The sequence below is a fragment of the Polaromonas sp. SP1 genome (genome assembly GCF_003711205.1).
Lineage (GTDB): Bacteria > Pseudomonadota > Gammaproteobacteria > Burkholderiales > Burkholderiaceae_C > Polaromonas.
The window spans coordinates 2,906,074-2,930,414 of sequence record NZ_CP031013.1 but is presented as its reverse complement, the minus strand read 5'-3'; the positions used below and the strand labels follow the sequence as shown (position 1 = coordinate 2,930,414).

The 24,341-nt window shown below is 61.1% G+C and carries 22 protein-coding genes; 11 read left to right on the top strand and 11 right to left on the bottom strand.

Annotation, left to right across the window (positions count from 1 at the left end):
- Positions 1-4: 4 nt before the first annotated feature.
- Together DT070_RS13950 and DT070_RS13945 are read left to right on the top strand one after the other, a co-directional pair.
- Positions 5-925, top strand: coding sequence for a LysR family transcriptional regulator (locus DT070_RS13950; protein WP_122955942.1), 921 nt, complete (start codon positions 5-7; stop codon positions 923-925).
- A 118-nt stretch (positions 926-1,043) separates the two neighbouring features.
- The gene (locus tag DT070_RS13945; RefSeq protein WP_122955941.1) at positions 1,044-1,649 is read left to right on the top strand and encodes a hypothetical protein; all 606 of its coding nucleotides are present in this window, start codon (positions 1,044-1,046) and stop codon (positions 1,647-1,649) included.
- 9 nt (positions 1,650-1,658) lie between these two features.
- On the opposite strand, the gene DT070_RS13940 is transcribed toward DT070_RS13945, so the two are convergent.
- Together DT070_RS13940 and DT070_RS13935 are read right to left on the bottom strand one after the other, a co-directional pair.
- Positions 1,659-2,756, bottom strand: a complete 1,098-nt coding sequence (locus DT070_RS13940) for an ABC transporter substrate-binding protein (protein ID WP_122955940.1) — start codon at positions 2,754-2,756, stop codon at positions 1,659-1,661.
- A gap of 12 nt (positions 2,757-2,768) precedes the next feature.
- On the bottom strand, positions 2,769-3,743 hold the full coding sequence (locus DT070_RS13935; RefSeq protein WP_122955939.1) for a tripartite tricarboxylate transporter substrate binding protein: 975 nt from the start codon (positions 3,741-3,743) through the stop codon (positions 2,769-2,771).
- A gap of 192 nt (positions 3,744-3,935) precedes the next feature.
- Between DT070_RS13935 and DT070_RS13930 the strand changes: the two genes are divergently transcribed.
- Entirely contained in the window at positions 3,936-4,373 is a 438-nt protein-coding gene (locus DT070_RS13930) for a PaaI family thioesterase (RefSeq protein ID WP_122955938.1), read from the top strand.
- Between the two features lie 75 nt (positions 4,374-4,448).
- Here the strand turns inward: DT070_RS13930 and DT070_RS13925 are convergent, their stop codons facing one another.
- The 9 genes from DT070_RS13925 to DT070_RS13890 form a co-directional block, all read right to left on the bottom strand.
- A complete protein-coding gene (locus tag DT070_RS13925) occupies positions 4,449-4,958 on the bottom strand; it encodes a hypothetical protein (protein ID WP_153976364.1) in 510 nt (169 codons plus the stop codon).
- 20 nt (positions 4,959-4,978) lie between these two features.
- Positions 4,979-5,164 (bottom strand): DUF4375 domain-containing protein, encoded by a 186-nt coding sequence (locus tag DT070_RS21780; RefSeq protein ID WP_369973953.1) that lies wholly within the window; start codon positions 5,162-5,164, stop codon positions 4,979-4,981.
- 221 nt (positions 5,165-5,385) lie between these two features.
- A complete protein-coding gene (locus DT070_RS13915) occupies positions 5,386-5,751 on the bottom strand; it encodes a hypothetical protein (protein ID WP_122955935.1) in 366 nt (121 codons plus the stop codon).
- A 166-nt stretch (positions 5,752-5,917) separates the two neighbouring features.
- Positions 5,918-6,412 carry a hypothetical protein gene (locus tag DT070_RS13910; protein ID WP_122955934.1) on the bottom strand — a complete coding sequence of 165 codons (495 nt, stop codon included), beginning with the start codon at positions 6,410-6,412 and terminating at the stop codon, positions 5,918-5,920.
- Positions 6,413-6,538: 126 nt separating this feature from the next.
- Positions 6,539-6,841 carry a hypothetical protein gene (locus DT070_RS21375; RefSeq protein WP_153976365.1) on the bottom strand — a complete coding sequence of 101 codons (303 nt, stop codon included), beginning with the start codon at positions 6,839-6,841 and terminating at the stop codon, positions 6,539-6,541.
- A 347-nt stretch (positions 6,842-7,188) separates the two neighbouring features.
- Entirely contained in the window at positions 7,189-8,757 is a 1,569-nt protein-coding gene (locus DT070_RS13905; RefSeq protein ID WP_122955933.1) for a DHA2 family efflux MFS transporter permease subunit, read from the bottom strand.
- A gap of 96 nt (positions 8,758-8,853) precedes the next feature.
- Positions 8,854-10,239, bottom strand: coding sequence for an efflux RND transporter periplasmic adaptor subunit (locus tag DT070_RS13900; RefSeq protein ID WP_122955932.1), 1,386 nt, complete (start codon positions 10,237-10,239; stop codon positions 8,854-8,856).
- A gap of 101 nt (positions 10,240-10,340) precedes the next feature.
- Positions 10,341-11,849 (bottom strand): efflux transporter outer membrane subunit, encoded by a 1,509-nt coding sequence (locus DT070_RS13895; protein ID WP_228778690.1) that lies wholly within the window; start codon positions 11,847-11,849, stop codon positions 10,341-10,343.
- Between the two features lie 100 nt (positions 11,850-11,949).
- Positions 11,950-12,516, bottom strand: a complete 567-nt coding sequence (locus DT070_RS13890; RefSeq protein WP_194965918.1) for a MarR family winged helix-turn-helix transcriptional regulator — start codon at positions 12,514-12,516, stop codon at positions 11,950-11,952.
- 120 nt (positions 12,517-12,636) lie between these two features.
- Between DT070_RS13890 and DT070_RS13885 the strand changes: the two genes are divergently transcribed.
- The 8 genes from DT070_RS13885 (at position 12,637) to DT070_RS13850 (ending at position 24,271) form a co-directional block, all read left to right on the top strand.
- Positions 12,637-14,475, top strand: coding sequence for an ABC transporter transmembrane domain-containing protein (locus tag DT070_RS13885; protein ID WP_122955931.1), 1,839 nt, complete (start codon positions 12,637-12,639; stop codon positions 14,473-14,475).
- Positions 14,476-14,660: 185 nt separating this feature from the next.
- Entirely contained in the window at positions 14,661-15,974 is a 1,314-nt protein-coding gene (locus tag DT070_RS13880; RefSeq protein ID WP_122955930.1) for a Glu/Leu/Phe/Val dehydrogenase, read from the top strand.
- Between the two features lie 421 nt (positions 15,975-16,395).
- Positions 16,396-17,016: a type IV pilus modification protein PilV gene (pilV, locus tag DT070_RS13875; RefSeq protein ID WP_122955929.1), complete on the top strand. Its 621-nt coding sequence runs from the start codon at positions 16,396-16,398 to the stop codon at positions 17,014-17,016.
- Between the two features lies 1 nt (position 17,017).
- Entirely contained in the window at positions 17,018-18,055 is a 1,038-nt protein-coding gene (locus DT070_RS13870) for a PilW family protein (RefSeq protein WP_122955928.1), read from the top strand.
- 1 nt (position 18,056) lies between these two features.
- On the top strand, positions 18,057-18,674 hold the full coding sequence (locus DT070_RS13865) for a pilus assembly protein (protein ID WP_122955927.1): 618 nt from the start codon (positions 18,057-18,059) through the stop codon (positions 18,672-18,674).
- Positions 18,675-18,696: 22 nt separating this feature from the next.
- Entirely contained in the window at positions 18,697-23,163 is a 4,467-nt protein-coding gene (locus tag DT070_RS13860; RefSeq protein WP_122955926.1) for a pilus assembly protein, read from the top strand.
- On the top strand, positions 23,160-23,690 hold the full coding sequence (locus tag DT070_RS13855; protein ID WP_122955925.1) for a type IV pilin protein: 531 nt from the start codon (positions 23,160-23,162) through the stop codon (positions 23,688-23,690). The genes DT070_RS13860 and DT070_RS13855 overlap by 4 nt, the downstream gene beginning before the upstream one ends.
- Positions 23,690-24,271 (top strand): GspH/FimT family pseudopilin, encoded by a 582-nt coding sequence (locus DT070_RS13850; RefSeq protein WP_122955924.1) that lies wholly within the window; start codon positions 23,690-23,692, stop codon positions 24,269-24,271. Before DT070_RS13855 ends, DT070_RS13850 begins: the two co-directional genes overlap by 1 nt.
- Positions 24,272-24,341: the final 70 nt, after the last annotated feature.

Below are 24,341 nucleotides of genomic sequence, written 5' to 3'. Positions count from 1 at the left end.
AGCCATGGATATCAACCTCGCCCGTACCTTTCTCGAGATCGTGTCCTGTCACAGCTTTGTCCAGGCGGCGGAGCGCCTGCACGTCACGCAGACCGCCGTGAGCGCCCGCGTGAAGACGCTGGAGGAACTGTTGGGGCGCACCCTGTTCGTGCGCAACAAGGCCGGCGCCTCGCTGACCCCCGCCGGCGAGCAGTTCGTGCGGCACGCAATGACGCTGGTGCAGGTCTGGGAAAGGGCCCGGCACCAGATGGCTGTGCCGCCCGGGCGGCGTGCGCTGGTGACGGTGGGCTGCGAGATCAGTCTCTGGCAGCCGCTGATGCTCGACTGGCTGTTCTGGATGCGCAAACACGCGCCCGACCTGGCGCTGCGCACCGAAGTCGGCGTTGCGGATGACCTGCTCGAACGCGTGGCGCACGGCACGCTGGACATCGTGATTGCGTATGCGCCCCGGCAACGCCCCGGCCTCAGGATCGAGTTGCTCATTGAAGAGAAACTGGTGCTGGTCACCACCTCCCCCGGCCTTGAAATGCCAAAGCCCGCCGATTACGTCTACGTGGATTGGGGCCGCGAATTCTCGGCGCAGCACAGCCTGGCATTTCCCGATCTCTCCAGCGTCGGCGTGTCCTCCAGCCTGGGGCCGCTGGGACTGGAGTACCTGCTGGCGGTGGGTGGCTCGGGTTACTTCCGGCAAAACGTGGTGCGCCAGCACATCAAGGAAAAGCGCCTGTACCGCGTGCCGGGCAAGCCGGAATTTTTGTACCCGGCGTATGCCGTCTATTCAGGCAACGCCGACATGAAGGTGCTGGAGCCGGCGCTGGCCGGGCTGCGCCTTGCCGCAGCCGGCGGGCCCAACAGCAGGCCCCGCACGGCCAAGCTGCCGACAGCGCCCGGCAACGATGGAAAAGGCAAACAAGCCGCGCCGTGACGCCGCAATGCACTGCGTACGCGTGGGGTTGATCACACGGCACACCACGCAGGATGACTACACTGGGTGATTGCCCAGCCGGCCTCCCCGACCTCCCCCTTTTCAACATAAAGCAACGATGGATTTCTTTCTTCTGGTGACTTTTGTCGCTGTCGGCACTTTTCTTCTCAAACAAAAAGACGAGCGCAGGCGAATCGCCTTGCTGGGCAGCTGCCTCGGCCAGTACCAGATCGAAAAGCTGATGGAGACCCTGACCGAGGGCTACCTGCGGGCGCTCGGCGAAAACGATCCGGAGCGCCGCGACCAGATCTGGAACCAGCTGGCCAGCTCCGAAGTCAAGTTGTGCGGCCAGTTCACCAGCTTTGTTGCCGCGTTTGCCAAGGTGGATGAAGCCGATGCGCGCGTCAGCAAGTTGCCGATTTTTTTTCCCTACGCCGACCGGCTGCTCCCCGCCCTCACCTTCGACATGCGCAAAGCCCTGGCCATCCATGCGCAAGGGATCCTGAACGCGGTCGAGAACAAGGCAGGCCACTCCCTCAAAACCAAGGCCTTCACCATGTCGGCCGAGTTGTTTTTGATGCAGCACAGCTGCCACTGGTTTTGCAAATCAAAAACCGTGGCGTCCGCGCGCGTGCTGGTGCGGCACAAGACGTCTTACGAGCAGCTGCTCGCAGCCGTCTCGCCCGAAACGCGCAATGCCTATAGCGCCGTGGTCGGCCGCTGACGCTAAGAATCAGGCGGCTTTGGCCGTTTCGGCGCCAGGTGCGGCTTCCTGCCCCAGCAGCTTGTGCGCCTCAGCCAGTGGCGCGGCGTCAATCCAGTCGGCCACAGAAAAATCGTTCTGGATAAAACCGTGCTGCAACAGGAAATCCTTGCGGACCTCCAGGGCATCGACAAGCTCAGGCCGCAGGCTGGGTTCCAGGTCGCCGTAGAGCGACTCATCGAAAGCTTCAGGCACCCATTCCTCCGCCACTGACACCTCGCGCGCCACAATCGCGGCGGTCTCTTCCCGGTGCGTTTTGGCCCAGCGCGCTGCCCGCAACACCTGCGCCAGGTAACGGGCCACGATGGCGGGGTGCTTGCGCAGCAACTCACCACTGACCGTCAACACGTTGGGCGTGCCGTTGTTGATGGCGACTTTCTGGTCGGCATGGTGGTTGATGTCCAGCACCACATGCGCGCCGAGGAAGGACTGCAGTGCCGGTCCGGCCGCGCCGTAGTGGTAAATCGCGTCGACGTCACCGCGGATCAGCGCAAAGGTTTCGGCCCGCGCCGACTTGGCAAACTGATGCGCGTCAAACAGCGGCCCGGAGCCGGAGGTCGACACGTTGCCGATATACGGTTCATCCACCGGCAAATCGACCAGCGTCACATCAGCCTCAGTGAGCCCCTCAAGCGCCAGCGCCTGCAGATAACCCTGCAGGGCCGAAGCCCGCCAGAAATCGATCTTCTCATTGACGCGGCGCGGCAGCGCCAGCCGCTTGCCTTTCAAGTCGCCCAAAGTCTGGATGCCCGAGCCGGGTAACGCAAGGATGGACTGGTATTGCGGCAGCCAGGTCAGCCCGACGACCACCACATCTTGCCCTTGCGAGCGCGACCAGATGGGTGGTGCATTGCCCCCCTGGCGGAAAGAGTTGGCCTGGCGATGATCGAAATGCGACTCGCGCACACTGCGATCCGCCGAGGCGCGCAAGGAAGAAACGGCAATGCCGTCTTTGGCGAACTCCTGGTTGATCCAGCCGTGGTGGATGGCAATGCCGGAGGCCGTCGGCACCGGGCAGCGTGTGTACCAGAGCTGATCCAGCGGCTTGGAGAAAGGAGTGATGGTCATGAAGAACTTTCTTTAGTCAACACGGATGTCGTTGGCGCGAATCACTTTTTCCCAGCTGCCGATCGAGTCCACGATCACCTTGCCAAAGGCCTCAGGCGTGCCGCCCACCGGGTCGAAGGCTTGCGCCAACAGCTTGGCCCTGACTTCGGGGTCTTTGAGCACGGCGTTGATTTCACGGTTCAGGCGCTCCAGCACCGGCTTGGGCGTGCCTGCGGGCGCAACAAAACCCTGCCAGGAATCGAACTTGAAGTTGGGCAAGCCTTGCTCGGCAAATGTGGGCACGTCCGGCAACGCCGCCGAGCGTGTAGCGGTCGACACGCCCAGCGCGCGCAGCTTGCCTTCCTTGATAAAGGGCAGCGCCGGGGCGATGGTGACGATGATGCCGTCGGCATGTTTGCCCAACACGTCGGTCAGCGCGGGCTGCGCGCTGCGGTACACCACCGGCTTGATCTTGATGTTGGCCTGGTTCTGCAGCAGCAGCACGCCCAGCTGGCCGGTGGTGCCGATGGCGGGAGACGCCAGTGCGTATTTTCCAGGCTCGGCTTTGGCCAGCTTGAGGAAGTCCTGCACGCTGCGCGCCGGCACGTCGGCGTGCACGGCAAACACCTGGGGGGAAGAGATTGCATGCACGATGGGTGCGAAGCTGGTGCGTGCATCAAACGGCAGGTTGCTGAAGAGCGTCTGGTTGATCGACAGGCCGTCGGCCGCCACAAAAATCGTGTAGCCGTCCGGCGCCGAGCGGGCCACATGGTTGGCGGCGATATTGCCCGCGCCGCCAGGTTTGTTGTCCACACTGACAGGCTGGCCCAGGCGCTGGCTCAAGGCCTGGCCGACGATGCGGGCCAGGATGTCCGGGCTGCCGCCAGGCGCGGCCGACACCACGATTTGCAGGGGTTTGGAGGGATAGGCGTCTGCGGCGATGGAGGCGGCAGGCGCTGCGGCCCCGATCAGCGCAGCAAGCGCCAGGGCTGGGGGAAAGAGCTTCATGAGACGGGCTTCCTGAACTTCCTGAGGAGGGGAAGCGAACTATAGGAAGCCCCGCCCCAAACCGGAAGGAAGAAGTCCGGATGTGCTTATCCGTTTTTCAACTACTGCCTTTAACCTACCCCCTGCACATCCCGAACCGGCTTGTCGCCCACGGTACAGCGCGCCGTCGCCACCCGTCCTATATTTCCATTCATGACAGACCCAACACTCCTGAAAACCCTGCAGGCCGTGAACCAGAGCGCATCGTTTAACCGGTGGGCCGGCTTCAAGGTCACGCATACCGCAGCCGGCGAGGCCGAGTTGCGCATGGACTGGCGCAAGGACGACATGGGCCAGTACTCGGGTTACCTGCACGCCGGCCTCATAGGCGCGATGCTGGACACCGCCTGTGGTTACGCTGCCGCCACCGTCGTGGGCCGGGTGCTGGCCTCCAACTTTTCGGTGAACTGCCTGGCGCCGGCCGTGGGCCGGAGTTTTGTAGCGCGTGGGCGCGTGGTGAAGGCCGGGCGCAAGCAGGTGTTTGCGAGTGCGGAGCTTTTTGCCGAGCAGGAGGGTGGTGAGTTGCTGCTGGTGGCTACTGGCAATGCGATTCTGGTGCCGGTGGAACCATTGGCAGCGCCAGCCGCTTAAGGCGCTTGACGACCTCTGCTGCCGGTGCTTCAGCGCTCAACCTTGCCGGGTGAGATGGTGCGCTGAATTCAGCCTTCACCTGGTTTTTTCACTCAGCTCTTTGAAGTCGCTGGTGATCACTGCAAGCGCACTGCCTCCGTCAGACTCTTTCGCTGTCCATGATCTGCCATCGCCATATAGGGACAAGTGAATAACCTGCCCTTTGCTCAATGAAATGGTTTTAGTAATGTCGGAAGTCGACCAGGAGCGCGAGCCACCGCCCCGGTCATCCGAGAACCCCATGGTCAGCGTGTGCACACCGGGCAGCAAATGCAGTTGATAACGGCCGCCCGAATAGAAACCAGAAGTCTTGAGCTCTGTGTAGCTGGAGGCCGGCAAACCGTCCACTGATCTGATTTTGATCAACCCATCGGTTGTGACGATGCCTACATCCTCGATGGGTCTTGGCTTGCCCTCGTAACCAAGATAGGCGTATTTTGAATACATCTTGCCCATCGTCGGCGGAGCGTCTGTGTAGTTGTAGCTGGCACAGCCCGCAAGGATGGCGGGGACAAGCAACAGGGCTGTGATGATTTTTTTATTCATGTTCGTTATCAGGTTGAAGATCAATGAGTGACCGGATGGCTAACCCGAACGAGTGTAAACAGTCCATAAACGGATACGACTTTGCACTGAAGGAAAGCGACCTCCGGAGCAAGCACCCCCGTCGAATTGGCGAAGAATTGCATGAAACCGCCATTGCATATTTCGGATTGACACCAATGCACAGCAAAGAGATGCCGAGACGGTATAGGCGCATCCTTGAACTGCTTGAGAAAAACCCGAACGCCTTCGTAGATGGAAATTGACTCCCAAACGGGTTCGACGAGATCCCAGTAAGCAGTGCTCTTTTTTTTTCTTTGTCATCTTGCCAGTCTGATGTAGCCGAGAACCTTGCGGCTCCGGCGGATGGTTGCGATTGTGTTTAGGCATCAAAAACTCGTGTGAGCCAGCCCGTACTGGACCTGGCAGCCTACGCGTTGGTCCGGCTGTGATGGATGTAGAGGTAGAGGAGGCCAATTGGGGCAATGAAGATGGCGGCAACCCAGCAAATGGCCATGGTCATGAACTTGACGACCAGCAGAGAAAACGCGCTCACAAAGAAGACGTTGTCACCCATGATGAACCCAACCGCACTTTCATATACGAAGCGAGAGTAGGGATACAAGAGGGTATTGACTGCAAGCAGGAGATACGCCAGAAATGGAACAGCAAGCGGGCGAGACCCTGCATTGCACATTGCAATAAATAGAACCGGAAACAGCAATCCGAAGAAGAGCTGACGAAAGTAGTAAGCCGTTGAAAGACCGCCGAAGGTCTTTGCGATCACAGGATGCATGAAAATCTCCTTGAGGTTTTTTTTGAAGCATTCACACCGGGAGGCTGACGGTGGCAAATCCCGCTCAGACATCAAATTACCGTGCCGCCCGATTCCGATTCGGTGAGCGCCAAGAGCCCTGCATCTATTTGTTCGAGCGTGGCTTCAAGTGCGTGGGCTCCCTGACTCACTGGATGAACCCTTTGCTCTCGCTGCGAAGCAACAAGACCTTTCCGTTTCTGCGAATCAGGGTGTCTGTACTGCGAGAGCGAATGTTCATGATGGAGCCTGCCACGTCCAGTGAACTGCTGATATCAACTGTCGCAGTCTTGTTGTCGGGCGAGATTGCTACGCTGTGAACCGTGTAGCTGAAATCAAGTTGGAGCGTTCCGCCCATCTTTTCGCCGAGTTTCTCCCAGCTTTCATAGAGGCCTTGATAAGCTGCACAGGCTCCGGCCTTGTTCTGCGTCTCTGTGTGACTTTGGCCGCCGATTGTCACGGTTCCGGTGGACTCGAAATTGTCGGCAAGCAACGCGCACAAGTCTTGCGGTTTTCTTTCGAGCGTGGCCACCTCAACGCCGCGATAGAAGGCCCTGACGTGCTCGTCGGATAACTTGCGCCCTCCGGCGAAGTACCACCAGGCGCCGGCCGCGACGAGTGCAAGGAGAATGAGTTTTTTCATGGAGTGGTGACTTGTGGGTGCTAACGTTGAGAATGACAGGCCACAACGCGTAGCGGCGAAGCCGCTTCCTGGTGTCGTGGGTCCGTATGCGTGGAAGTGTTTGACCACCGGCCTCGCCGTGGAGAGCTATGCGTTGGCCTCGACCCGATCCCTGATGCTCCAGTCGCGGATGAGCGCGATCATTACAGCGATGCCGGGCACTCCGGTCACCCCGTACTCACCTCGCGCAAGGGCGCTGGAGATCAAAAACATCATGAACGCGAACAATGCCCAGTAGGTCATTCGATAGCCCGGTGTCAGCGGGTATACAAGCTCCTTCCTGCACTCCGGACACGACAGTTGCTGGAAGCCGAGAAAGGTTTTTTTCGGAAGCGCATTGAAACGTGTTTTGCAGTGCGAACAAACTGCATCAATTGTGGTGAGTGCCATGAATTTATTTCGTTGAGATGGCTGGAGTACCTAGACCGCACACCTGCGGAACAGCCCGATGGCTGGCATTCAACTCAAGCATCAAAACGCTCGTTAGCCAATCGCGTATTGGACCTCCAGGAAATTTACGGAACTCATACGAATAGCAAAATTCCGGGGAAACCCGCAGCATGGCGCCACTGGTGGATGATGGGCCGCGTTGGTCAAATGCCACCTGATCGACCGCAAATTTTTGTATTAAATAGGCCTGTAGCCCAATATCCACATGCACGAGTAGCTATTGATTTGATAGCACAAAGAAAAAGGCGCCCAAGGCGCCTTTTTGATTGAACCGAGTTGCAACTGTCTCAGTGCGCTCCGGCCGCAGCATCCGCACTCCCCGCCCCGGCTTTGGCGTGCCTGGTCAAATACACCAGCGGAATCAAAAGCAAGAAGATCAGTGCCGAGACATAAAACACATCATTCGCCGCCAGCATGTAGGCCTGCTGGTCGACCAGGCGGTTGATGGTGCCCAGGGCCTGGTCGGGGGAAAGGCCCGCGCCGGCCAGGCCTGTGAGGGCGCTGTTGGTGGCGACGCTCCCCTGATTCACGTATTCGCTGATCTGCGCGTGGTGCATGGCGGCGCGGTCTTGCCAGATGGTGGTGGCGATGGACGTGCCGAAAGAGCCAGCGGTGATGCGCACGAAGTTGGACAGGCCCGAGGCGGCCGGGATCTTGTCGGGCGAGATGCCTGACAGCGTGATGGTGACCAGCGGGATAAAGAAGAAGGCCATGGCCACACCCTGGATGATGGTGGGGATCATGATGGTGGTGAAGTCGGCCTGGGTGTTGAAGTTCGAGCGCATCCACAGCACCAGCCCGAACACCATGAAGGCAAACGCGGCGAAGCGGCGCGGGTCGACCCTGGCGATGTTTTTTCCGACGATGGGCGACAGCAGCAAGGCAAAGGCCCCGACAGGCGCCAGCACCATGCCGGCCTGCGTGGCGGTGTAGCCCATGTACTGCTGCAGCCACAGCGGCAGCAGCACCACGTTGCCGAAGAAAAGGCCGTAGCCGACGGACAGCGCCAAGGCACCGGCCCAGAAGTTGCGCCGCTTGAAGAGCGTCAAATCCACCACCGGGTGTTCTTCGGTCAGCTCCCAGATCACGAAGGCGATCAGGCCGACCAGCGCGACGATGCCCAGCGCAATCACCTCGCCGGAATGGAACCAGTCCAGCTCCTGCCCCTTGTCGAGCATGATCTGCAGCGCACCGACCCAGATGACGAGCAGCGCCAGCCCCACGGAATCAATCGGTAGCTTGCGCGTCATGCTTTCGCGCTTCCTGAAGATGCTCCAGGTGATGAAGGCCGCGGCAAAGCCGACCGGGATGTTGATGTAAAAAATCCACGGCCAGGAAATGTTGTCGGTGATCCAGCCGCCCAGCAGCGGCCCCATCACGGGCGCGATCAGCGTCGTCATGGACCACAGCGCCATCGCCAGCCCGGCCAGCGCTTTCGGGTAGCTGGACAGCAGCAAGGCCTGCGACAGCGGAATCATGGGCCCGGCGACCAGGCCCTGCAGCACGCGCAGGAAGATCAGCGTGGTCATGTTGGGCGCCAGGCCGCACAGCCACGAGGTGATGACGAACAGGATGACGCTGGTGGTGAAGAGCCGCACCTGGCCGAAGCGCTGCGACAGCCAGCCGGTCAGCGGTACGGCAATCGCGTTGGCCACGCCAAAGCTCGTGATGACCCAGGTGCCCTGGTTGGGACTGACGCCCAGGTCGCCGGCGATGGCCGGCAGCGACACGTTGGCGATCGAGGTGTCCAGCACGTTCATGAAGGTCGCGGCGGAAAGCGCCAGCGTGCCCCACAGGCGTGCCGAGCCTGTCAGCGGCGGCGGTTGGATGTAGTCGGAAGCAGTTGCGGAGGCCATGGGAACCTGGAGGAGTTTGAGCCGGTGAATGAGCCGATCAGAGCCGGAGCAGCGCGATCAAAGAACGATCAAAGGCGCGGCAACCGGCAACGGGTCTTAATGCGCCTGGCCGGTGGGCGCTGCGGCCACGCCGTGGCTGGCGACCGACAGCAGATGCGGCGCGCCTGCGCCTGGCGCTTCGCGGCGCACGGCGGGCACGGCCTCGGCTGCGGCATCGCGGGGCCTGGCTGCGGCATCCGCCTTGGCGGCCTTGACCGGCTTGCCGGTGTTGGCGGCAATCACGCGCTGCACATCTTTATCGGCCGCATCGTCCTGCGCGCCGTAGGTTTGCGTGTGGGCCAGCGCAGCGTCGCGCGGAGCGTCGGCCAGCGTCTTGCCGTCCTTGTTGCTCACGTCAACTTCAGCGTCCATCGACAGGCCCACGCGCAGCGGGTTGTCGGCGAGCTGTTTGGCGTCCAGCGCGATGCGCACGGGCACGCGCTGCACCACCTTGATCCAGTTGCCGGTGGCGTTTTGTGCGGGCAGCAGCGAAAAGGCCGCGCCGGTGCCGACGCCCAGGCCTGACACCGCGCCTTTGTATTCGACCTTTTTGCCGTAAAGGTCAGCCACCAAGGTCACGGGCTGGCCAATGCGGATATTGCGCAGCTGCACTTCCTTGAAGTTGGCGTCGACCCACACCTGGTTCAGCGGGATGATGGACATCATGGGCGTGCCGGCGGCCACACGCTGGCCGAGCTGCACCGTGCGTTTGGCGACGTAACCGTCGACAGGCGCCAGCAGGCCGGCGCGCTGCGTGGCCAGGTAGGCTTCGCGCACTTTGGCGGCAGCGACCTGCACGCTGGGGTGCTGCTCGATGCTGGTGCCTTCGGTCAGCGCCTGGTTGCTGGTGAGCTGCTCGCGTGCGGCGACCACACCGGCCTGCGCCGCGGCCAGCGCGCTCCTGGCGTTGGCCAGTTGCGTCTGGGCGTGGTTGAGTTCTTCTTTGGACACCGCTCCGTTGCCGGTGAGCGACTGGCGGCGGTTCAGGTCGTCGCTGGCGCGGGCGATGTCGCTCTGCGCCTTGGCCACGTCGGCGTCGCGCAGCGCGATCTGCGCGGCGAGCGTGCCGTTGTTGGCGTACAGCGTGCGCACCTGGCGCACGGCTTGGGCCAGTGCGGCCTCGGCCTGCTCGAGCGCGACCTTGGCGTCGGCCGGGTCGAGTTGCACCAGCGTCTGGCCGGCTTTCACAAAGTCGGTGTCGTCGGCCATGATGGCCATGACGGTGCCGCCGATCTGCGGCGTGATCTGGATCACATTGCCTTGCACGTAAGCGTTGTCGGTGGACTCATAGTGGCTGGCGACGAGGTATTCATAGGCCGACCAGCCCAGGCCGGCGACGACCACGACGGCGGCCAGCGCCGTGAGGGCTTTTTTGCGTTTGGGGTTGCCGGCGGGCTGTGCGGTGGCGGCGGCGGAAGCGTTGGTGGATTCAGGTGTGCTCATGGTGTTTGCAATCCGTTTGTGATGTGTTCGTTATGCGTTGCTTGTTTGCGTGATGTCTGCGTGATGGCGGCCCGATAGCGCAGGGGGCCGGCAGAAAGTTATTAATGAAATGTGGCTCCAGCCAAGGCAGCGCCTTGATAGTCAGCTACTTTTTTGGTAGCACCGTCCGTAGGCGGGGCAGATGCCGTCGCCACCGGGGCGGCCGCGTAGCCACCGCCCAGCGCGCGGATCAGCGCGACCTGCGTGTCCAGCGCGCGGGCGGCCAGGTCTACCGCCTGGCGGCGCTGGGCCAGCACGCTGGTCTCAGCCGTAAGCACATTGAGGTAGTTGCCCAGGCCGGCCTTGTAGCGCTGCACGGCGATTTCATAAGCGCTTTCAGCGGCTTCCTGTGCGGCGCGTTGCTCGGTTTGCTGGCGAGCAATGGCTTGCGATGAGGCGACCTGGTCGGCCACGTCGCGCACCGCGTCGATCACGGCGGCGTTGTAGCTTTCCACCGCTGCGTCAAGGTCGGCGGTTTTGCCGCGCAGGTTGGCGCGCAGCCGGCCGGCGTCAAAAATCGGCAGGCGCAGCGCGGGGCCGACACCCCATTGCTGGCTGCCCGAATTCGTCAATTGGCCCAGGCCAATGCTGGAAAAACCGGCGAAAGCGACAAGGTTGATGTTGGGATAGAACTGGGTCTTGGCGTTGACCACGTCTTTGGACGAAGCCTCAACGCGCCAGCGGGCGGCAGCGATGTCGGCGCGGCGGCCCAGCAGGTCGGCCGGGATGCTGGCGCCGATTGCTACATTTTTGATAGCGGACTGTGCAGGCGGTGTCTGGGCTAGAGCCATATTTGGCTGTCCAACCAGCGCGCCCAGGGCGTTGCGCGTCAGGGCCATCTGCTCTTGCAGCGTCTCCAGCTGCAGGCGCGCTTCGGGCAGGCCGCCTTCGCTTTGGCGCAGTTCCAGCCGGGTGTCCAGGCCGGCGTCCACGCGGTCGCGCACCAGCTTGAGCGTTTCTTCCCGCTGGGCCAGCGTGCGGCGCGCCACATTGGTTTGCTCATTCAGGCGCACCAACTGGAAGTAAGTGCGGGCGACGTTGCTGGCCAGCAGCACGCGCGCGGCCTGGGCGTCGGCTTCGGCGGCGTTGGCGCTGCCGAGGGCTGCGTCGAGCGCTGCGCGGTTCTTGCCGAAAAAGTCGAGCTCCCAGCTGGCGTTGAGCTGTGCCGTGCCGCTTTCGCGGATGGACCCCGCAAGCGGCGGCGGCACCGCGCCGTTGGCGGTGTAGCGCTGGCGGGTCGCATCAAGCTGGCCGGTGAGCTGCGGCAAGGTAGCGGCGTCGGCCACTTCCGTCACGGCTTGCGCGCGTGCCAGGCGCGCCTGCGCGAGCTTGAGTGTCGGGCTGGTTTGCAGGGCCTGGGCTACAAGCGTGTTGAGCTGCTCGTCGCCGAATTCGCGCCACCATTCGGCGGCCAGCGGCGCCTGGGCCGTGGTGGCTTCTGCACTCAGTCCCAGCGAAGGCGCATCGCGCAAGGTGGACTGCGGCGTGATGCCGGACATGTCGGCGCAACCAGTCAGGCCGGTCGCCATCAGGCCCACGGCCACCACACTGGCGGCGGCCACCAGGGCCATGCGGAAAGAGGCGCGCCACACGGGCAGGCGCTCAGCTTGCTCTATGGGGTCGACGTGGCTGGAACATGCGCCAGCGGAGGCGCCGCAAAGTGTGTTGCTGTTATTTGTCATCTTTTTCATTCGCTGCTTGAAGGGTGTGCGCGGTTTCGAGAATGCGGCGCAGATAGCCTTTGAGGCTTTGCCACTCCTCCACCGAAAAGCCGGCCAGGTGGGCGTTTTGAACGCGGCTGAGTACGGCGGGGATTTCCTTGGCGGCTTCACGGCCCTCGGGCGTCAGCTCGATATTCACGACGCGCCTGTCGTCGCTGGAGCGGATGCGGCGGCAAAAGCCCTTGGCTTCCAGCCGGTCGAGCAGGCGCGTCATGGAGCCGGCGTCGAGCTGGCATTGGCGCGCCAGCTCCGCCACGGTCGAGGCCTTTCCGAGGTACAGCTTGAGCATGGGCACCCACTGCGCGTTGGTCAGGCCTTTCGGCTCGAGCTCACGCGTGACCTGCTGCGAGACGCTGTTAATGATCTGGCGCATCAGGTAACCGGTGCTTTGGCCGGCGTCGTAGTCGGAGGCGCAATAAAACTCCGCCGGCAACCCGCACAAAGGGGTTTCCAGCGTGGCTGGCGATGGCTGGCCGGCTTGGGGACCGGATGGCGGGCTGGCGGTTTTGGATTTCATGGAGACGAATAATACATGCCTAAGCAATTAATGTCAAGGCGGTGTTTGTTTGGGCTTTTGTTGCTTGGGATGCCTTTGTTAAGGCAATGGGTTGGCTGGCTTTGTGACTAAACTCGTGCAATGGCTACCTCTTCTGCTTCCCCTTCTTCGCCCATTGCCCCTTCCGCGCCTCCTGCAGTCGCCTCCCCCGGCGCCCTTGGCGCCAAAGGTTCGCCCCGTTCGCTGTCCGGCCTGCTGCCCTTTTTGCGGCCTTACCGCGGGCGCATCCTGCTGGCCATGTTCTTCCTGGTAATGGCTGCCGTCGCCACGCTGGTGTTTCCGCTGGCCCTTCGCAGCCTGATCGATGGCGGCCTGAGTGCGGCCGACAAAGGCCAGCAGCTGATGGCGCTGCGCACGCACTTCTTTGAGCTGTTTGCCGTCGCCGCGGCACTGGGGCTTTTTTCAGCGGGCCGCTTTTATATGGTGAGCTGGCTGGGCGAACGGGTCACGGCCGACCTGCGCAACGCGGTATACGGCCATGTGCTGCGGCAAAGCCCCGAGTTCTTTGAGACCACCCAAACCGGCGAGGTGCTGTCGCGCCTGACCGGCGACACAACGCTGGTGCAGACGGTGGTGGGTTCGTCGCTGAGCATGGGCCTGCGCAACGCGGTGATGGGCGTGGGCGCGCTGGGCATGCTGGTCTACACCAACCCCTATTTGATGGTGCAGGTGCTGGGCGGGCTGGTGCTGATCGTCGCGCCGTCGGTGTGGTTTGGCCGGCGCGTGCGCAAGCTGTCGCGCGCCAGCCAGGACCGCGTGGCCGACTCCAGCGCGATTGCCGCGGAGGTGCTCAATGCGATCCCCGTCGTGCAAAGCTATACCGCCGAAGCGCGCGAATCGGCCCGCTTCGACCAGTCGACCACCAACGCCTTCAACACCGCGATTCGCCGCACGCGGGCGCGCTCGGTGCTGGTGGCCTTCATCATCATCGCGACATCGGCGGGGTTGCTGTGGGGGCTGTACCAGGGCACGCAGGCGGTGATGCGCGGCGACATCTCGGCCGGACACCTGGGCCAGACCGTGGTGTACGTGATCATCCTGGCCAGCGCGGCCGCCGTGCTGGGCGAGGTGTACGGCGACCTGCTGCGCGCGGCCGGCGCCACTGAGCGGCTGATGGAATTGCTGCAATCGCGCTCACCGGTCGTTTCACCCTCAAATCCGCTACCAGCCCAGGTAATACAAGGAGGTAGCGCTATCAAATTTGAAGCAGTGACCTTTCATTACCCGTCACGCCCGACACAGCCCGCCCTGCAGGATTTCACCTTGAGCGTGGCGCCCGGCGAGACCGTCGCCATCGTGGGGCCCAGCGGTGCGGGCAAAAGCACCGTGTTCCAGCTGCTGCTGCGTTTTTACGACCCGGCATCAGGGCGCATCGAGCTCGATGGCGTGCGCACAGCCGACATGACACTGGAAGACCTGCGCCAGCGCATCGGCATCGTGCCGCAGGACGCCGTGATTTTTTCAACCAGCGCGCTGGAAAACATCCGCTACGGCAAACCCGGTGCGACGGATGACGAGGCCAAGGCGGCAGCAAAGGCAGCCTTTGCACATGAGTTCATCACCGCCCTGCCCGAAGGCTACGACACCTTCCTGGGCGAGCGCGGCGTGCGGCTGTCGGGCGGGCAGCGCCAGCGCATTGCGATTGCGCGCGCGATGCTGAAAAACTCGCCGCTGCTGCTGCTGGACGAAGCCACCAGCGCGCTCGATGCCGAAAGCGAACGCATGGTGCAGGCAGCACTTGAATCGGCGATGAAGGACCGCACCACGCTGGTGATTGCGCACCGCCTGGCGACGGTGCAGCAGGCCGACCGCATCCTGGTGCTGGACCACGGCCGGCTGGTGGAGCAAGGCACGCACACCGAACTGGTAAACCGCGGCGGTGTTTATGCGCGGCTGGCGACGCTGCAGTTCACCGTTTGACCGCTCTGCGGAAGCGGTGCTTTCAGTCCCTGCCACCGCCTGCAAAGGGGTAGCGGAATTCAAGTCCATGCATATGCATTATTTGCATAGAGTTTGGTTCACAATGCCTTGGACTAATTAAAGGCCGGCTTTTAAGCTCCGTGCATTGAGTTTTTTCGCAAGAAATCCCACAAGGAGTTTTGTCAATGTCACACGCAGCCCCATCGAGCCCCATCCCCAACGGCTCCCACCCCCTTCCTTCCTACCTTCAGGCCGACAACCTTGGCCCCTGGGGCAACTACCTGCAGCAGGTAGACCGCGTCATCCCCCACCTGGGCAGCCTGGCGCGCTGGGCCGAAACGCTCAAGCGGCCCAAGCGCGTGCTGATCGTCGACGTGCCCATTCACATGGACGACGGCACCGTGGCGCACTTTGAAGGCTACCGCGTGCAGCACAACGTTTCACGCGGCCCCGGCAAAGGCGGTGTGCGCTTCCACCAGGACGTCACGCTGTCTGAAGTGATGGCCCTGTCGGCCTGGATGTCGGTCAAGAACGCCGCGGTCAACGTGCCCTACGGCGGCGCCAAGGGCGGCATCCGCGTCGACCCGAAGAAGCTCTCGCGCGGCGAACTCGAGCGCATGACGCGCCGCTACACCAGCGAGATCGGCATCATCATCGGCCCCAACAAAGACATCCCGGCGCCTGACGTCAACACCAACGACCAGATCATGGCGTGGATGATGGACACGTATTCGATGAACACCGGCTCCACCTCGACCGGCGTCGTCACAGGCAAGCCGGTGGACCTGGGCGGCTCGCTGGGCCGGCGAGAGGCGACCGGCCGCGGCGTCTACACCGTGGGCGTGGAAGCAGCCAAACACATCGGGCTTGATATTGCGACCGCGCGGGTGGCCGTGCAGGGCTTCGGCAATGTGGGCGGCGTGGCGGGCAAGCTGTTTGCCGAAACCGGTGCGCGCGTGGTGGCCGTGCAAGATCACGGCGGCACCATTTACCGCGAAGCGGGCCTGGATGTGCCGGCGCTGCTCAAGCATGTGGAAGCCACCGGCAGCGTGGGCGGCTTTGCGCAGGCAGAAGTCATCGCCAACGACAAGTTCTGGGACGTGGAGTGCGACATCCTGATCCCCGCCGCGCTGGAGCAGCAGATTACTGAAGCCAACGCCGGCCGCATCAAGGCACGCATGATCATCGAAGGCGCCAACGGCCCCACCACGCCGGCCGCCGACGACATCCTGCACGACCGCAATGTGCTGGTGCTGCCGGACGTGATCGCCAATGCCGGCGGCGTGACGGTGAGCTACTTTGAATGGGTGCAGGATTTCTCCAGCTTCTTCTGGGACGAAGAAGAAATCAACAAGCGCCTCGTCAAGATCATGAAAGACGCTTTTGCCGCTGTCTGGCATGTGGCGCAAGACCAGAAAGTCAGCCTGCGCACCGCGACATTCATCGTGGCCTGCAAACGCATCCTGCATACGCGCGAATTGCGCGGCCTGTATCCCTGATCCGCTGATTCGCTGATTCGCTGAACCCTTCAATTGCCCGGTGGCCTGCAAGCCCCGGGCTTTTTTTATGGGCGGTGCACAAACACATGCGGCACTTTTGCAGGGTGCATCTTGGTCCGCTCAAGCCCGCCTCGTTTAAATCAACGAATTCCCAACGGCGGCAGACCGCACCGCTCATCACCCTCTGAGCCACTTCTGTCAGACGAGTCCCGCCGACTCATTTCAATCCGCATAGGTAATCCATGTGTAGTACAGCGATACCTAGAATTTTCTTCAAGTAATCAAAACGCAGCACAACAGCGCCTTGTTCGCGCGCCCACTTCACCACTGAAAACTCACGGGAAAGCAGCGCGCCCACGGCACCGCCTCCATATAAATAAACAACTTTGCAGTCGTGAAGACCCCGAAAAAAAATTCACTCATGCCGCGCGCCCGAAGCAACCGCAATGCGCGGGCCCTGCGCCCATCCCGGGGGTTTTCACTTCTGGAGGTGCTTATCTCCATGGTCATCCTGTCTTTCGGCTTGCTCGGCATGGTCGGTTTGCAGGCCTCGGCCTTGCAATCCAATCGCCAGGCCCGGATACAGGCCACCGCAGGAAGCCTGGCGCACGAATTGGCCGAAATGATGCGAAAAAACAAGGAGGTCGGGCTGCTACCGGCAGCAGACAACCCCTACCTTGGCCACTATGACCCGTCCGATGTGCTACCCAGCAGTCCGTCCTATTGCCTGAATGTGGCTCCTGGTGCGACGCCCTGTTCCAGCGCTGCCGAAATTGCCAACGCACAGCTGACCGAGTGGCTCACCCGCGTGCGTGCGGAACTGCCCAACGCCTATGTAAATATCTGCGTGGACTCCGCGCCGTTTGATGCGAATGGAATGCCTCGTTTTGCTTGCACTGGTACAGGCGCAGGTGCGACAACCGTGATCAAGATCGGATGGTCCCGGCTCTCTACCGACCGATCGGCAACAGGTGCAAATGCGATAGAGCAAGGCACAGTCCCGTCGCTGGTGCTTCCCGTCACTCCAGGCAATTCGACCTAGCATGGAACAGCATCGCGTCACCCTTCAGCTTCGCGCTAAGGGCTCATTTCACACTTCAAAATCGCGGGGGCAATCGGGGCTTACGCTCGTGGAACTGCTGGTCGCGCTGGTGATCAGCCTTGTCATTGCCCTCGCGGCAGTCTCCTCACTGATTGTCAGCCGGCGCGGCTTGACCACTGTCGACGCGGCCGCGCAGCTCGGAGACAACGCCCGCTTTGCAAGCGCCCTTTTGCTGCGGCTCGGTGCCCAGGCCGGATTCCGGGATGTTGAATACGCGGCAACACCGAGGTCGAACAATACCGTTGGCCTGGCCGGCGCCGGCGCCGCGAATCCCGATGTATCCGGCGTCAACAACGCATATCCCAGCGCTACCGACCCGTATAACAGTTCCACGGCGTGGCGAACCAGTTCTGTCGGCTACGGCAGCGACATCCTGATCTTGCGCCACCAGGCGGTCGAAACCTTTCCGGGATCGGGCCGGTCAGACATGACCATGATCGACTGTTCCGGCACCCCGTCCACTACGGTGCCGGTTGATCGCGACGACCGCATGGTCAGTGTTCTGTATGTCGACGTCAGCCAGGGTGAGCCATCGCTGATGTGCAGTACAGGCCCCTCCACAGCGCAACCCATCATCTCCGGTGTGGAGAACTTCCAGGTCTTGTATGGCGTCGCAGGCGTGACCCCCAATACGGCGCCCACGGCGACTCCAGTGGCCCCCAACGTTGCAGACCGCTATTTGCGTGCCGATCAGATGGTGGTTGCCGGCAACACGGCTGCCACCAATGCCAACTGGAGCCGCGTGCGCAGCCTGCGCATCGGGATGGTGCTGCGAGGCGCGGAAGGCTCGACTCAACAAAAAGAGGCGCAAACTTTTTATCCACTCGGGCTCGCCAAAGCATCGGTGACAGGCACAGCCGGCTCCGCCATGTCTTCCGCCCGCGACGACCCAGGCACGATCTTCACCTCGCCTGCGGACACCCGGCTGCGTCAGGCTGTGACGTTCACGATTCAACTGCGTAACAAAGAGGGACTTTGAGATGAAGAAAAAAGTCTTTTCAACGCAAGCTTTTCGTGGCGCGGCCAATCAGCGCGGTGCGTCGCTCATCATGATCATGATCATCCTGACGATCATCTCCATACTGGGAATCGCAGGCATCAAGATCTCAATGATGAGCGAAAGAGGGGCCCGCAACGACCGGGACCAGCAAATGGCCTGGGAGGCTGCAGAAGCCGCTCTTCTTGATGCTGAGCAGGACATATCCAGCCCGTCTTCGACACGGAGCAGCATATTCTCCCCGGTCACCAATGAGCAGGCATTTATAGAGGGGTGTGGCAAAAGCGGAAACAGTCGCGGCCTTTGCGCAATGGCAATCACCGGACGCCCCGTCTGGTTGACCGCCAATTTTGATTTCTCGGATTCGTCAAACGATGCGCCGTCCACAGCCTACGGCACATTTACCGGCCGCACCTTTGCTGCGGGCTCCACCGGGATACAGCCTTTTAAACCTCCCCGCTATGTGATCGAGGCGATCAGAGATCCTGCGCACAGGGACGCCAGCGATCTTTCCCCCCGCTATGTCTACCGCGTGACCGCGATGGGCTTTGGCCCCCGCAAAGACATACAGGCGGTTATGCAAATGATTTACCGCAAATAGTCGTTAGAAGAGCACCAGCAACATGCAGATCAACCCAAAAACTTTTATCGCCTGTTTCCGTGTGGCGCTGCCAGAAAGATTCTCCACCGCATGCAGTCAAGCTTCGCTGTTGCGGCAAGGGTATTTGGCGAAGCATCCGCGCAAGGGCTGGCTGCTGGCTGCCTCCTTCTTTGTGACGGCTGCACTGGTCTCGCTGATCGCATCAGGGCAGGCTTCCCCACCGAGTATTCCTGCGATCACGCTGGCAACAAGTCCGCTCTTTGCAGCGACCGGCGGGGATAAACCGGCCATCACGCTCGCCTTGTCTGTGGAAGCTCCGACAGTAGGCGCCCAATACCTGGCGGGTGTTCACGCCGTAACTGACGACACGTACACCAATGCCAAGGAATACCTGGGGTACTACGACGCGGAGAGCTGCTACACCTACAACAACGCGCCAACGGAAACGCCCCAAACCGGCCAGACCACGGCTGACTACAAACGATTCGATCGCAGCGGCCCCGCTACCAGCAGGATGTGCACCAACGCCTTCAGCGGAAATTTTCTGAACTGGGCCAGCAGCTCAGCCATCGACATGCTGCGACTCTCCTTGACCGGAGGCGATCGTTACATCGACAGGCCCGACTTGACGATATTGCAGCGCGCGGTGCTCCCCAACGGAGGGGTCGCGGGTTGCATGTGGAACACGGAGTTTTTTCCGGCCAAACAATTGCAAAGAGACGGCGGCAGCGCCAACAACTATTGGGGCGCCATTCCTGCGGTCATGAAAACCCAGGCGGCAGGAAGCGATGTCTGGATTGCCAACACGCTTGATCGCATTTACTTCGGCACCCAGAGAGGCGGCAATTGCGGAGACACCGGCACGTACACCTTGGGCGTCGCAACCCCGACCAGCAATCTTGGGCCTGTCACCCAGGTTTCAGGCGACCGGCCCGCCGACACCGAGTCTTGTGCGCCTCAGGGCGGCATCTGCAATTTTTCAGGAACCAGGGAGGTCTGGTACGGCGCTCCGGGGGGCTGGAAGGTAGTGCCCGCTGCTAACACGGCTCCATGCGATCACAACGTATTGGGTGATCCGCTCTTTGGCGTTGCGAAGGCCTGCTATTCCAGGCCCTACACCGGGCCGTGGGCGCCGGCGTCCAACAGCGCCAGTTTAAGTACCGACAGCTTTTTTTATAGCCGCGTACAGGTATGCGAAACCTCAGCAGGTGCGCTGCAAGACAACCGTGACTACGGGCTTTGCACCCAATACCCGAACGGAAATTACAAGCCTGTTGGCGCCATCCAGAAATACGGCGAACAGATGCGACTGGCCGCCTTCGGCTACCTCATGGACTCAGGTAGCAGGGTTGGCGGTGTCTTGCGTGCACCCATGAAGTATGTGGGCGCCAAGACATTTAACACCAATGGTGTTGACAACACGGCCACCGGCGGCAACCCCAACGCGGAATGGAATGCAAATACCGGTGTGTTCGTGTCGAACCCCGACGGGGACACCACGCAGGCCCCAGGGATCAGCGGCGTCATCAATTACGTGAATAAATTTGGCCGGACCGGACCCGTGCCGGGCAGATACAAGAGTTTCGACCCGGTGGGTGAATTGCACTATGAAGCGCTTCGGTACCTCCAGGGCTTGCAGCCAACCCGTGAGGCTGTAGCCCTCCCCTTAACTACCGAGATGCTGGACGGTTTCCCAATCGTTACAACATGGACTGACCCCTACGGCGGTGACCGGCTGCGGACGGCAGATTACTCATGCCTGAAAAGCAACATCGTCACGATTGGGGATATTGAAACCTGGGACGGCAACAGGTCAGGCAGCCGCCTCCCCACTCCCAATGAAGCCAACAACATCCTGAACATCGGTTACTGGCGCTCTGTGGTCCAGGCCTTTGAAAAAAACGAGGTGCGAACCTACCTGGATGGAAAAGGTGTCGGGCGTAGCACGGGCAACCCCAACGCCCCCAACCACAATGTGGCCTCCACTTCATACGCCAGCCAGGTTCTCGGAACCAGTTATTGGGCCAATACCCACGACATACGCGGCACCACCTGGACGAACGAGACCGCCAAGCAACGCCCCGGTTTGCGGGTCAAATCATTCTTCTTTGATGTCGACGCCTACGGGAGAGCCTCTGACGAGACTGACCGGCGTTACAAAAACCAGTTTTTTACTGCGGCCAAGTATGGTGGCTTCGAAACTGACCCGTCCAACATCGGCGGCAAGCCCTACAACACCTATGGCAATCCGTTCCAGCGACAGGACGGCACCACCGACAACAACGTTTGGCAAGATCCCTCAACACCGGGTGAAGCCAGCACCTATTACCGTCAAAGCGATGGCCGCGCCGTTCTTCGTGCATTCGACAACATCTTCAGCCGGGTGCTTAGCAGCGCCAGAAGCATCGCAGGCAGCGCCACCTCCAGCAAAAACATCACCCAGGCCGGCAGCACGATTTACCAGGCTGCGTTTGACACGACAGACTGGAGCGGGGACGTACTGTCTCTTCCACTCACGGTAGACAGCAACAATGTCGCCTCCGTCGGGACTCAGCCCAACTGGAGCGCCGCGGAAAGACTGTCAACGCGGGCAACACCGGCCACCTCTCGCAATATCGTTGTCGGTAAGGCTGGCGCCACGGCCGACCCGGTAGCCTTGTCATTTACCTGGAGCGAAATAAGAGGCACCCCACTTGAAACGCACCTGGCCAAAATCACTCCAAGCTCCACTGCAGATGCGCTGGCTGAGGACCGGTTGAATTATCTTCGGGGCGACAGGTCGAAAGAAACGGGCATCTTCCGAAAACGCACCAAACTCCTGGGCGACATTGTTAACTCCGGCATCGTTTATTCAGGCGCGCCCACCGGCAATGTGGGGCCCAGCAGCACCTACCCTGGGTTTGTGACAGCCAATGCAAGCCGGACGGCAGCCATCTTCGTTGGAGCCAACGACGGCATGCTCCACGCCTTTAACGCAAGTACGGGCGACGAGCTTTTCGGCTACATCCCCAGCTGGATGGGACCCAAATTGGCCGCATTGACAAGAACAGATTACAACCACCGGAGTTATGTTGACGCGACACCCGCAGTGGCCGAAGCACAGGTCGGATACGCCGGGGACTCAACCGACTGGAAGACCGTATTGGTTTCAGGCACAGGCGCAGGAGGGGCCGGTGTGTTTGCACTCGATGTGACCAATCCATCCGCTTTTTCCGCGTCCAAAGTCATGTGGGAATTCACCCACGCGGACGATCCCGATCTGGGGTATGTCGTTGGGCGCCCCAAAATCGTGAAACTGCGGACCAGTGCACCCAACGCTGCAACCCCGACCTATCGATGGTTTGCGATGGTAGCCAGCGGCGTGAACAACTATGTTCCCGACGGCACCTTTGGAGGGATTTTCAGTGACACCGGAAAACCGGCACTGTTCTTGTTGGCCTTGGACAAACCCGCAGGCGCGGCATGGACCGCGACCGGTGCATCGCCCAATTACTACAAAATTTCTCTACCCATCAACGCGACGCTCAGTGCAACGATGGCTACGGGTCTGATCAATTTTCAACCCGTTTTCGGCGTTGCGGCAGAAGTCACGCAGGTCTATATGGGCGACTTGCATGGCAACCTCTGGAAGCTGAATTTCTCTTCGCGTGGTTCCACGGACTGGAACATGAACAAGCTCTCGGCTTACAACAAGGGCACCACGGCTTCTCCCCTGCCCTATCCGCTTTATATCGCCAGCACCGGGGGAAGCACACCTGTTCGCCAGCCCATTTCAATGGCGCCCAGTGTGGTGGCGGGCCCCATGGTGGGAGGTGTCAGAACCACCTATATCGCGTTCGCCACCGGGAAATACCTCGAAACCGCAGACAACACGGCAACCGGTACCAACTCGCTGCACGTCATTCACGACAACGGGTCAACTGCCGCAGACAGCAGCCCTGCAGCCGCCAGCGTCATCTCCGGCCGCGGTCGACTTCAAAGCGGCAGCATCAACGCGACAACCGGTGCAGTAACGGTGCCGGCGTTCATCTGGGGGCGTGCAGCCAGTGACCTGGATGCCACTCAAAGGTCGGGCTGGGTGGTTGACTTCCCCGAAACGGGAGAGCGCGTCGTGAATAGCGCGACAGTGGCCGGCGACAACCTGATATTTGGCAGTCTCATTCCCGGCTCAACCGCGGCTGCGGAGCCGTGCCCCAAGGCCGGAGGAGGAGGCAAGGCATACGTCATCAACATCGACACCGGACAAGGCAACGCTACGGCCTCAACCGTAGGACTTCTTGGAGAACCTCTGGTTTTTGAGATCACCTCCGGAGCGACGTATGCCACCAACGCCACAACTGGCGATCTGACAAAGACTGACCTCCGGCAGGTTGTGCAACAAGGCTCTTCCGGCGTAGCCGCCAGCGGGGCAGTCCGCGGCAATTTGCGAGCCGCAAGATTGAGCTGGCGACAGATCAATAACTACCAGTACCAGAAAAACGCATCATGAAGAGAATACGCAACAAGGGTTTTACGCTGATTGAATTGATGATTACGGTCGCGATCGTTGCGATGCTGGCGTCCGTTGCCTATCCGTCGTACATGTCCTCAGTTCTAAAAGGGAAACGCGCCCAAGCCAAAACGGCGCTGGCTGAATTGCTACAACAGCAAGAACGCTTCATGACGCAGAAGAACTGCTACCTGGCATTCACCACCGATACCGCAGGCGTCGCGACGGCAACAGCAGCATCTGCTTGCGGCTTTACCGCATCAACCGCAGTGCCGTTCAAGACCTTTTCCGGGGAGAACCTGGCGACTTCTGCCTATCTGTTAATGGCGGATGCCTGCCCACAAAGCAGCACCTCGACGACGCCCGTCATGTCAACGCAGGATTGCATCCGGGTTATCGCCAAACCCATTGGCAATGACCCAGCCGTTGGTTCGCTACGAATGACCAGCACTGGCACAAAGGATTGCACGGCGCCGGGCAGCAACACCGACGCGCTGGCCATGGCGTCATCAAAACTGTGCTGGTAATGATCCGCATCCGATCGCAAGAGAAGGGTTTTACCCTCATCGAGTTAATGGTCACACTGACGATCGCCGCCGTGCTCGCCTTGGTGGCCGTACCCAGCTTCACTGCGTACAAGCGCAATGCCGAACTCACCTCAGCCATCAACACACTGCTGTCGGCCATCAATGCGGCACGAGGCGAGGCCATGAAGCGTGGAATGCAGGCCATGGTTGTGCCCGCCGATGGCAGATCCTGGATCAAGGGGTGGATCGTCTTCGTCGATAAGGACGGGAACAAGGCCTATAGCGAGGCAAACGACATCACAATACTGACGCAGGAACCCCTTGAGAGCTACTTCAGCATATCCGGCACCGGCAGCGCGGCGGTTGCAGCGCCTTACATCCTGTACGATGGCTCGGGCTATTCCAGGCTGAAGGACGATGGGTTCAGTGCGCTAACGTTAAGTCTGAGCCGCAACGACCTGTCCGGCCGCTCTATGTACGAACAGACAAGGCGAATTGTGATCGCCAAAACCGGCCGGGTGAGAGCATGCAAACCTGCGAGAGCAACCGACACCAGTTGTGCTGAAAGCGCCACTCAATGAGTGCGCTGTGAATCCACGATTAAACCAAGACAGGAGCCTTGGTTTCTTCGTGCTTCCAGTGCCTGCTTTG

Excerpts from the sequence above, each read along its gene's own strand:
- DT070_RS13950 (WP_122955942.1), top strand. The coding sequence starts at position 5 with ATGGATATCAACCTCGCCCGTACCTTTCTCGAGATCGTGTCCTGTCAC.
- DT070_RS13945 (WP_122955941.1), top strand. The coding sequence starts at position 1,044 with ATGGATTTCTTTCTTCTGGTGACTTTTGTCGCTGTCGGCACTTTTCTT.
- DT070_RS13940 (WP_122955940.1), bottom strand. The coding sequence starts at position 2,756 with ATGACCATCACTCCTTTCTCCAAGCCGCTGGATCAGCTCTGGTACACA.
- DT070_RS13935 (WP_122955939.1), bottom strand. The coding sequence starts at position 3,743 with ATGAAGCTCTTTCCCCCAGCCCTGGCGCTTGCTGCGCTGATCGGGGCC.
- DT070_RS13930 (WP_122955938.1), top strand. The coding sequence starts at position 3,936 with ATGACAGACCCAACACTCCTGAAAACCCTGCAGGCCGTGAACCAGAGC.
- DT070_RS13925 (WP_153976364.1), bottom strand. The coding sequence starts at position 4,958 with ATGAATAAAAAAATCATCACAGCCCTGTTGCTTGTCCCCGCCATCCTT.
- DT070_RS13915 (WP_122955935.1), bottom strand. The coding sequence starts at position 5,751 with ATGCATCCTGTGATCGCAAAGACCTTCGGCGGTCTTTCAACGGCTTAC.
- DT070_RS13910 (WP_122955934.1), bottom strand. The coding sequence starts at position 6,412 with ATGAAAAAACTCATTCTCCTTGCACTCGTCGCGGCCGGCGCCTGGTGG.
- DT070_RS21375 (WP_153976365.1), bottom strand. The coding sequence starts at position 6,841 with ATGGCACTCACCACAATTGATGCAGTTTGTTCGCACTGCAAAACACGT.
- DT070_RS13905 (WP_122955933.1), bottom strand. The coding sequence starts at position 8,757 with ATGGCCTCCGCAACTGCTTCCGACTACATCCAACCGCCGCCGCTGACA.
- DT070_RS13900 (WP_122955932.1), bottom strand. The coding sequence starts at position 10,239 with ATGAGCACACCTGAATCCACCAACGCTTCCGCCGCCGCCACCGCACAG.
- DT070_RS13895 (WP_228778690.1), bottom strand. The coding sequence starts at position 11,849 with ATGGCCCTGGTGGCCGCCGCCAGTGTGGTGGCCGTGGGCCTGATGGCG.
- DT070_RS13890 (WP_194965918.1), bottom strand. The coding sequence starts at position 12,516 with ATGAAATCCAAAACCGCCAGCCCGCCATCCGGTCCCCAAGCCGGCCAG.
- DT070_RS13885 (WP_122955931.1), top strand. The coding sequence starts at position 12,637 with ATGGCTACCTCTTCTGCTTCCCCTTCTTCGCCCATTGCCCCTTCCGCG.
- DT070_RS13880 (WP_122955930.1), top strand. The coding sequence starts at position 14,661 with ATGTCACACGCAGCCCCATCGAGCCCCATCCCCAACGGCTCCCACCCC.
- pilV (WP_122955929.1), top strand. The coding sequence starts at position 16,396 with ATGCCGCGCGCCCGAAGCAACCGCAATGCGCGGGCCCTGCGCCCATCC.
- DT070_RS13870 (WP_122955928.1), top strand. The coding sequence starts at position 17,018 with ATGGAACAGCATCGCGTCACCCTTCAGCTTCGCGCTAAGGGCTCATTT.
- DT070_RS13865 (WP_122955927.1), top strand. The coding sequence starts at position 18,057 with ATGAAGAAAAAAGTCTTTTCAACGCAAGCTTTTCGTGGCGCGGCCAAT.
- DT070_RS13860 (WP_122955926.1), top strand. The coding sequence starts at position 18,697 with ATGCAGATCAACCCAAAAACTTTTATCGCCTGTTTCCGTGTGGCGCTG.
- DT070_RS13855 (WP_122955925.1), top strand. The coding sequence starts at position 23,160 with ATGAAGAGAATACGCAACAAGGGTTTTACGCTGATTGAATTGATGATT.
- DT070_RS13850 (WP_122955924.1), top strand. The coding sequence starts at position 23,690 with ATGATCCGCATCCGATCGCAAGAGAAGGGTTTTACCCTCATCGAGTTA.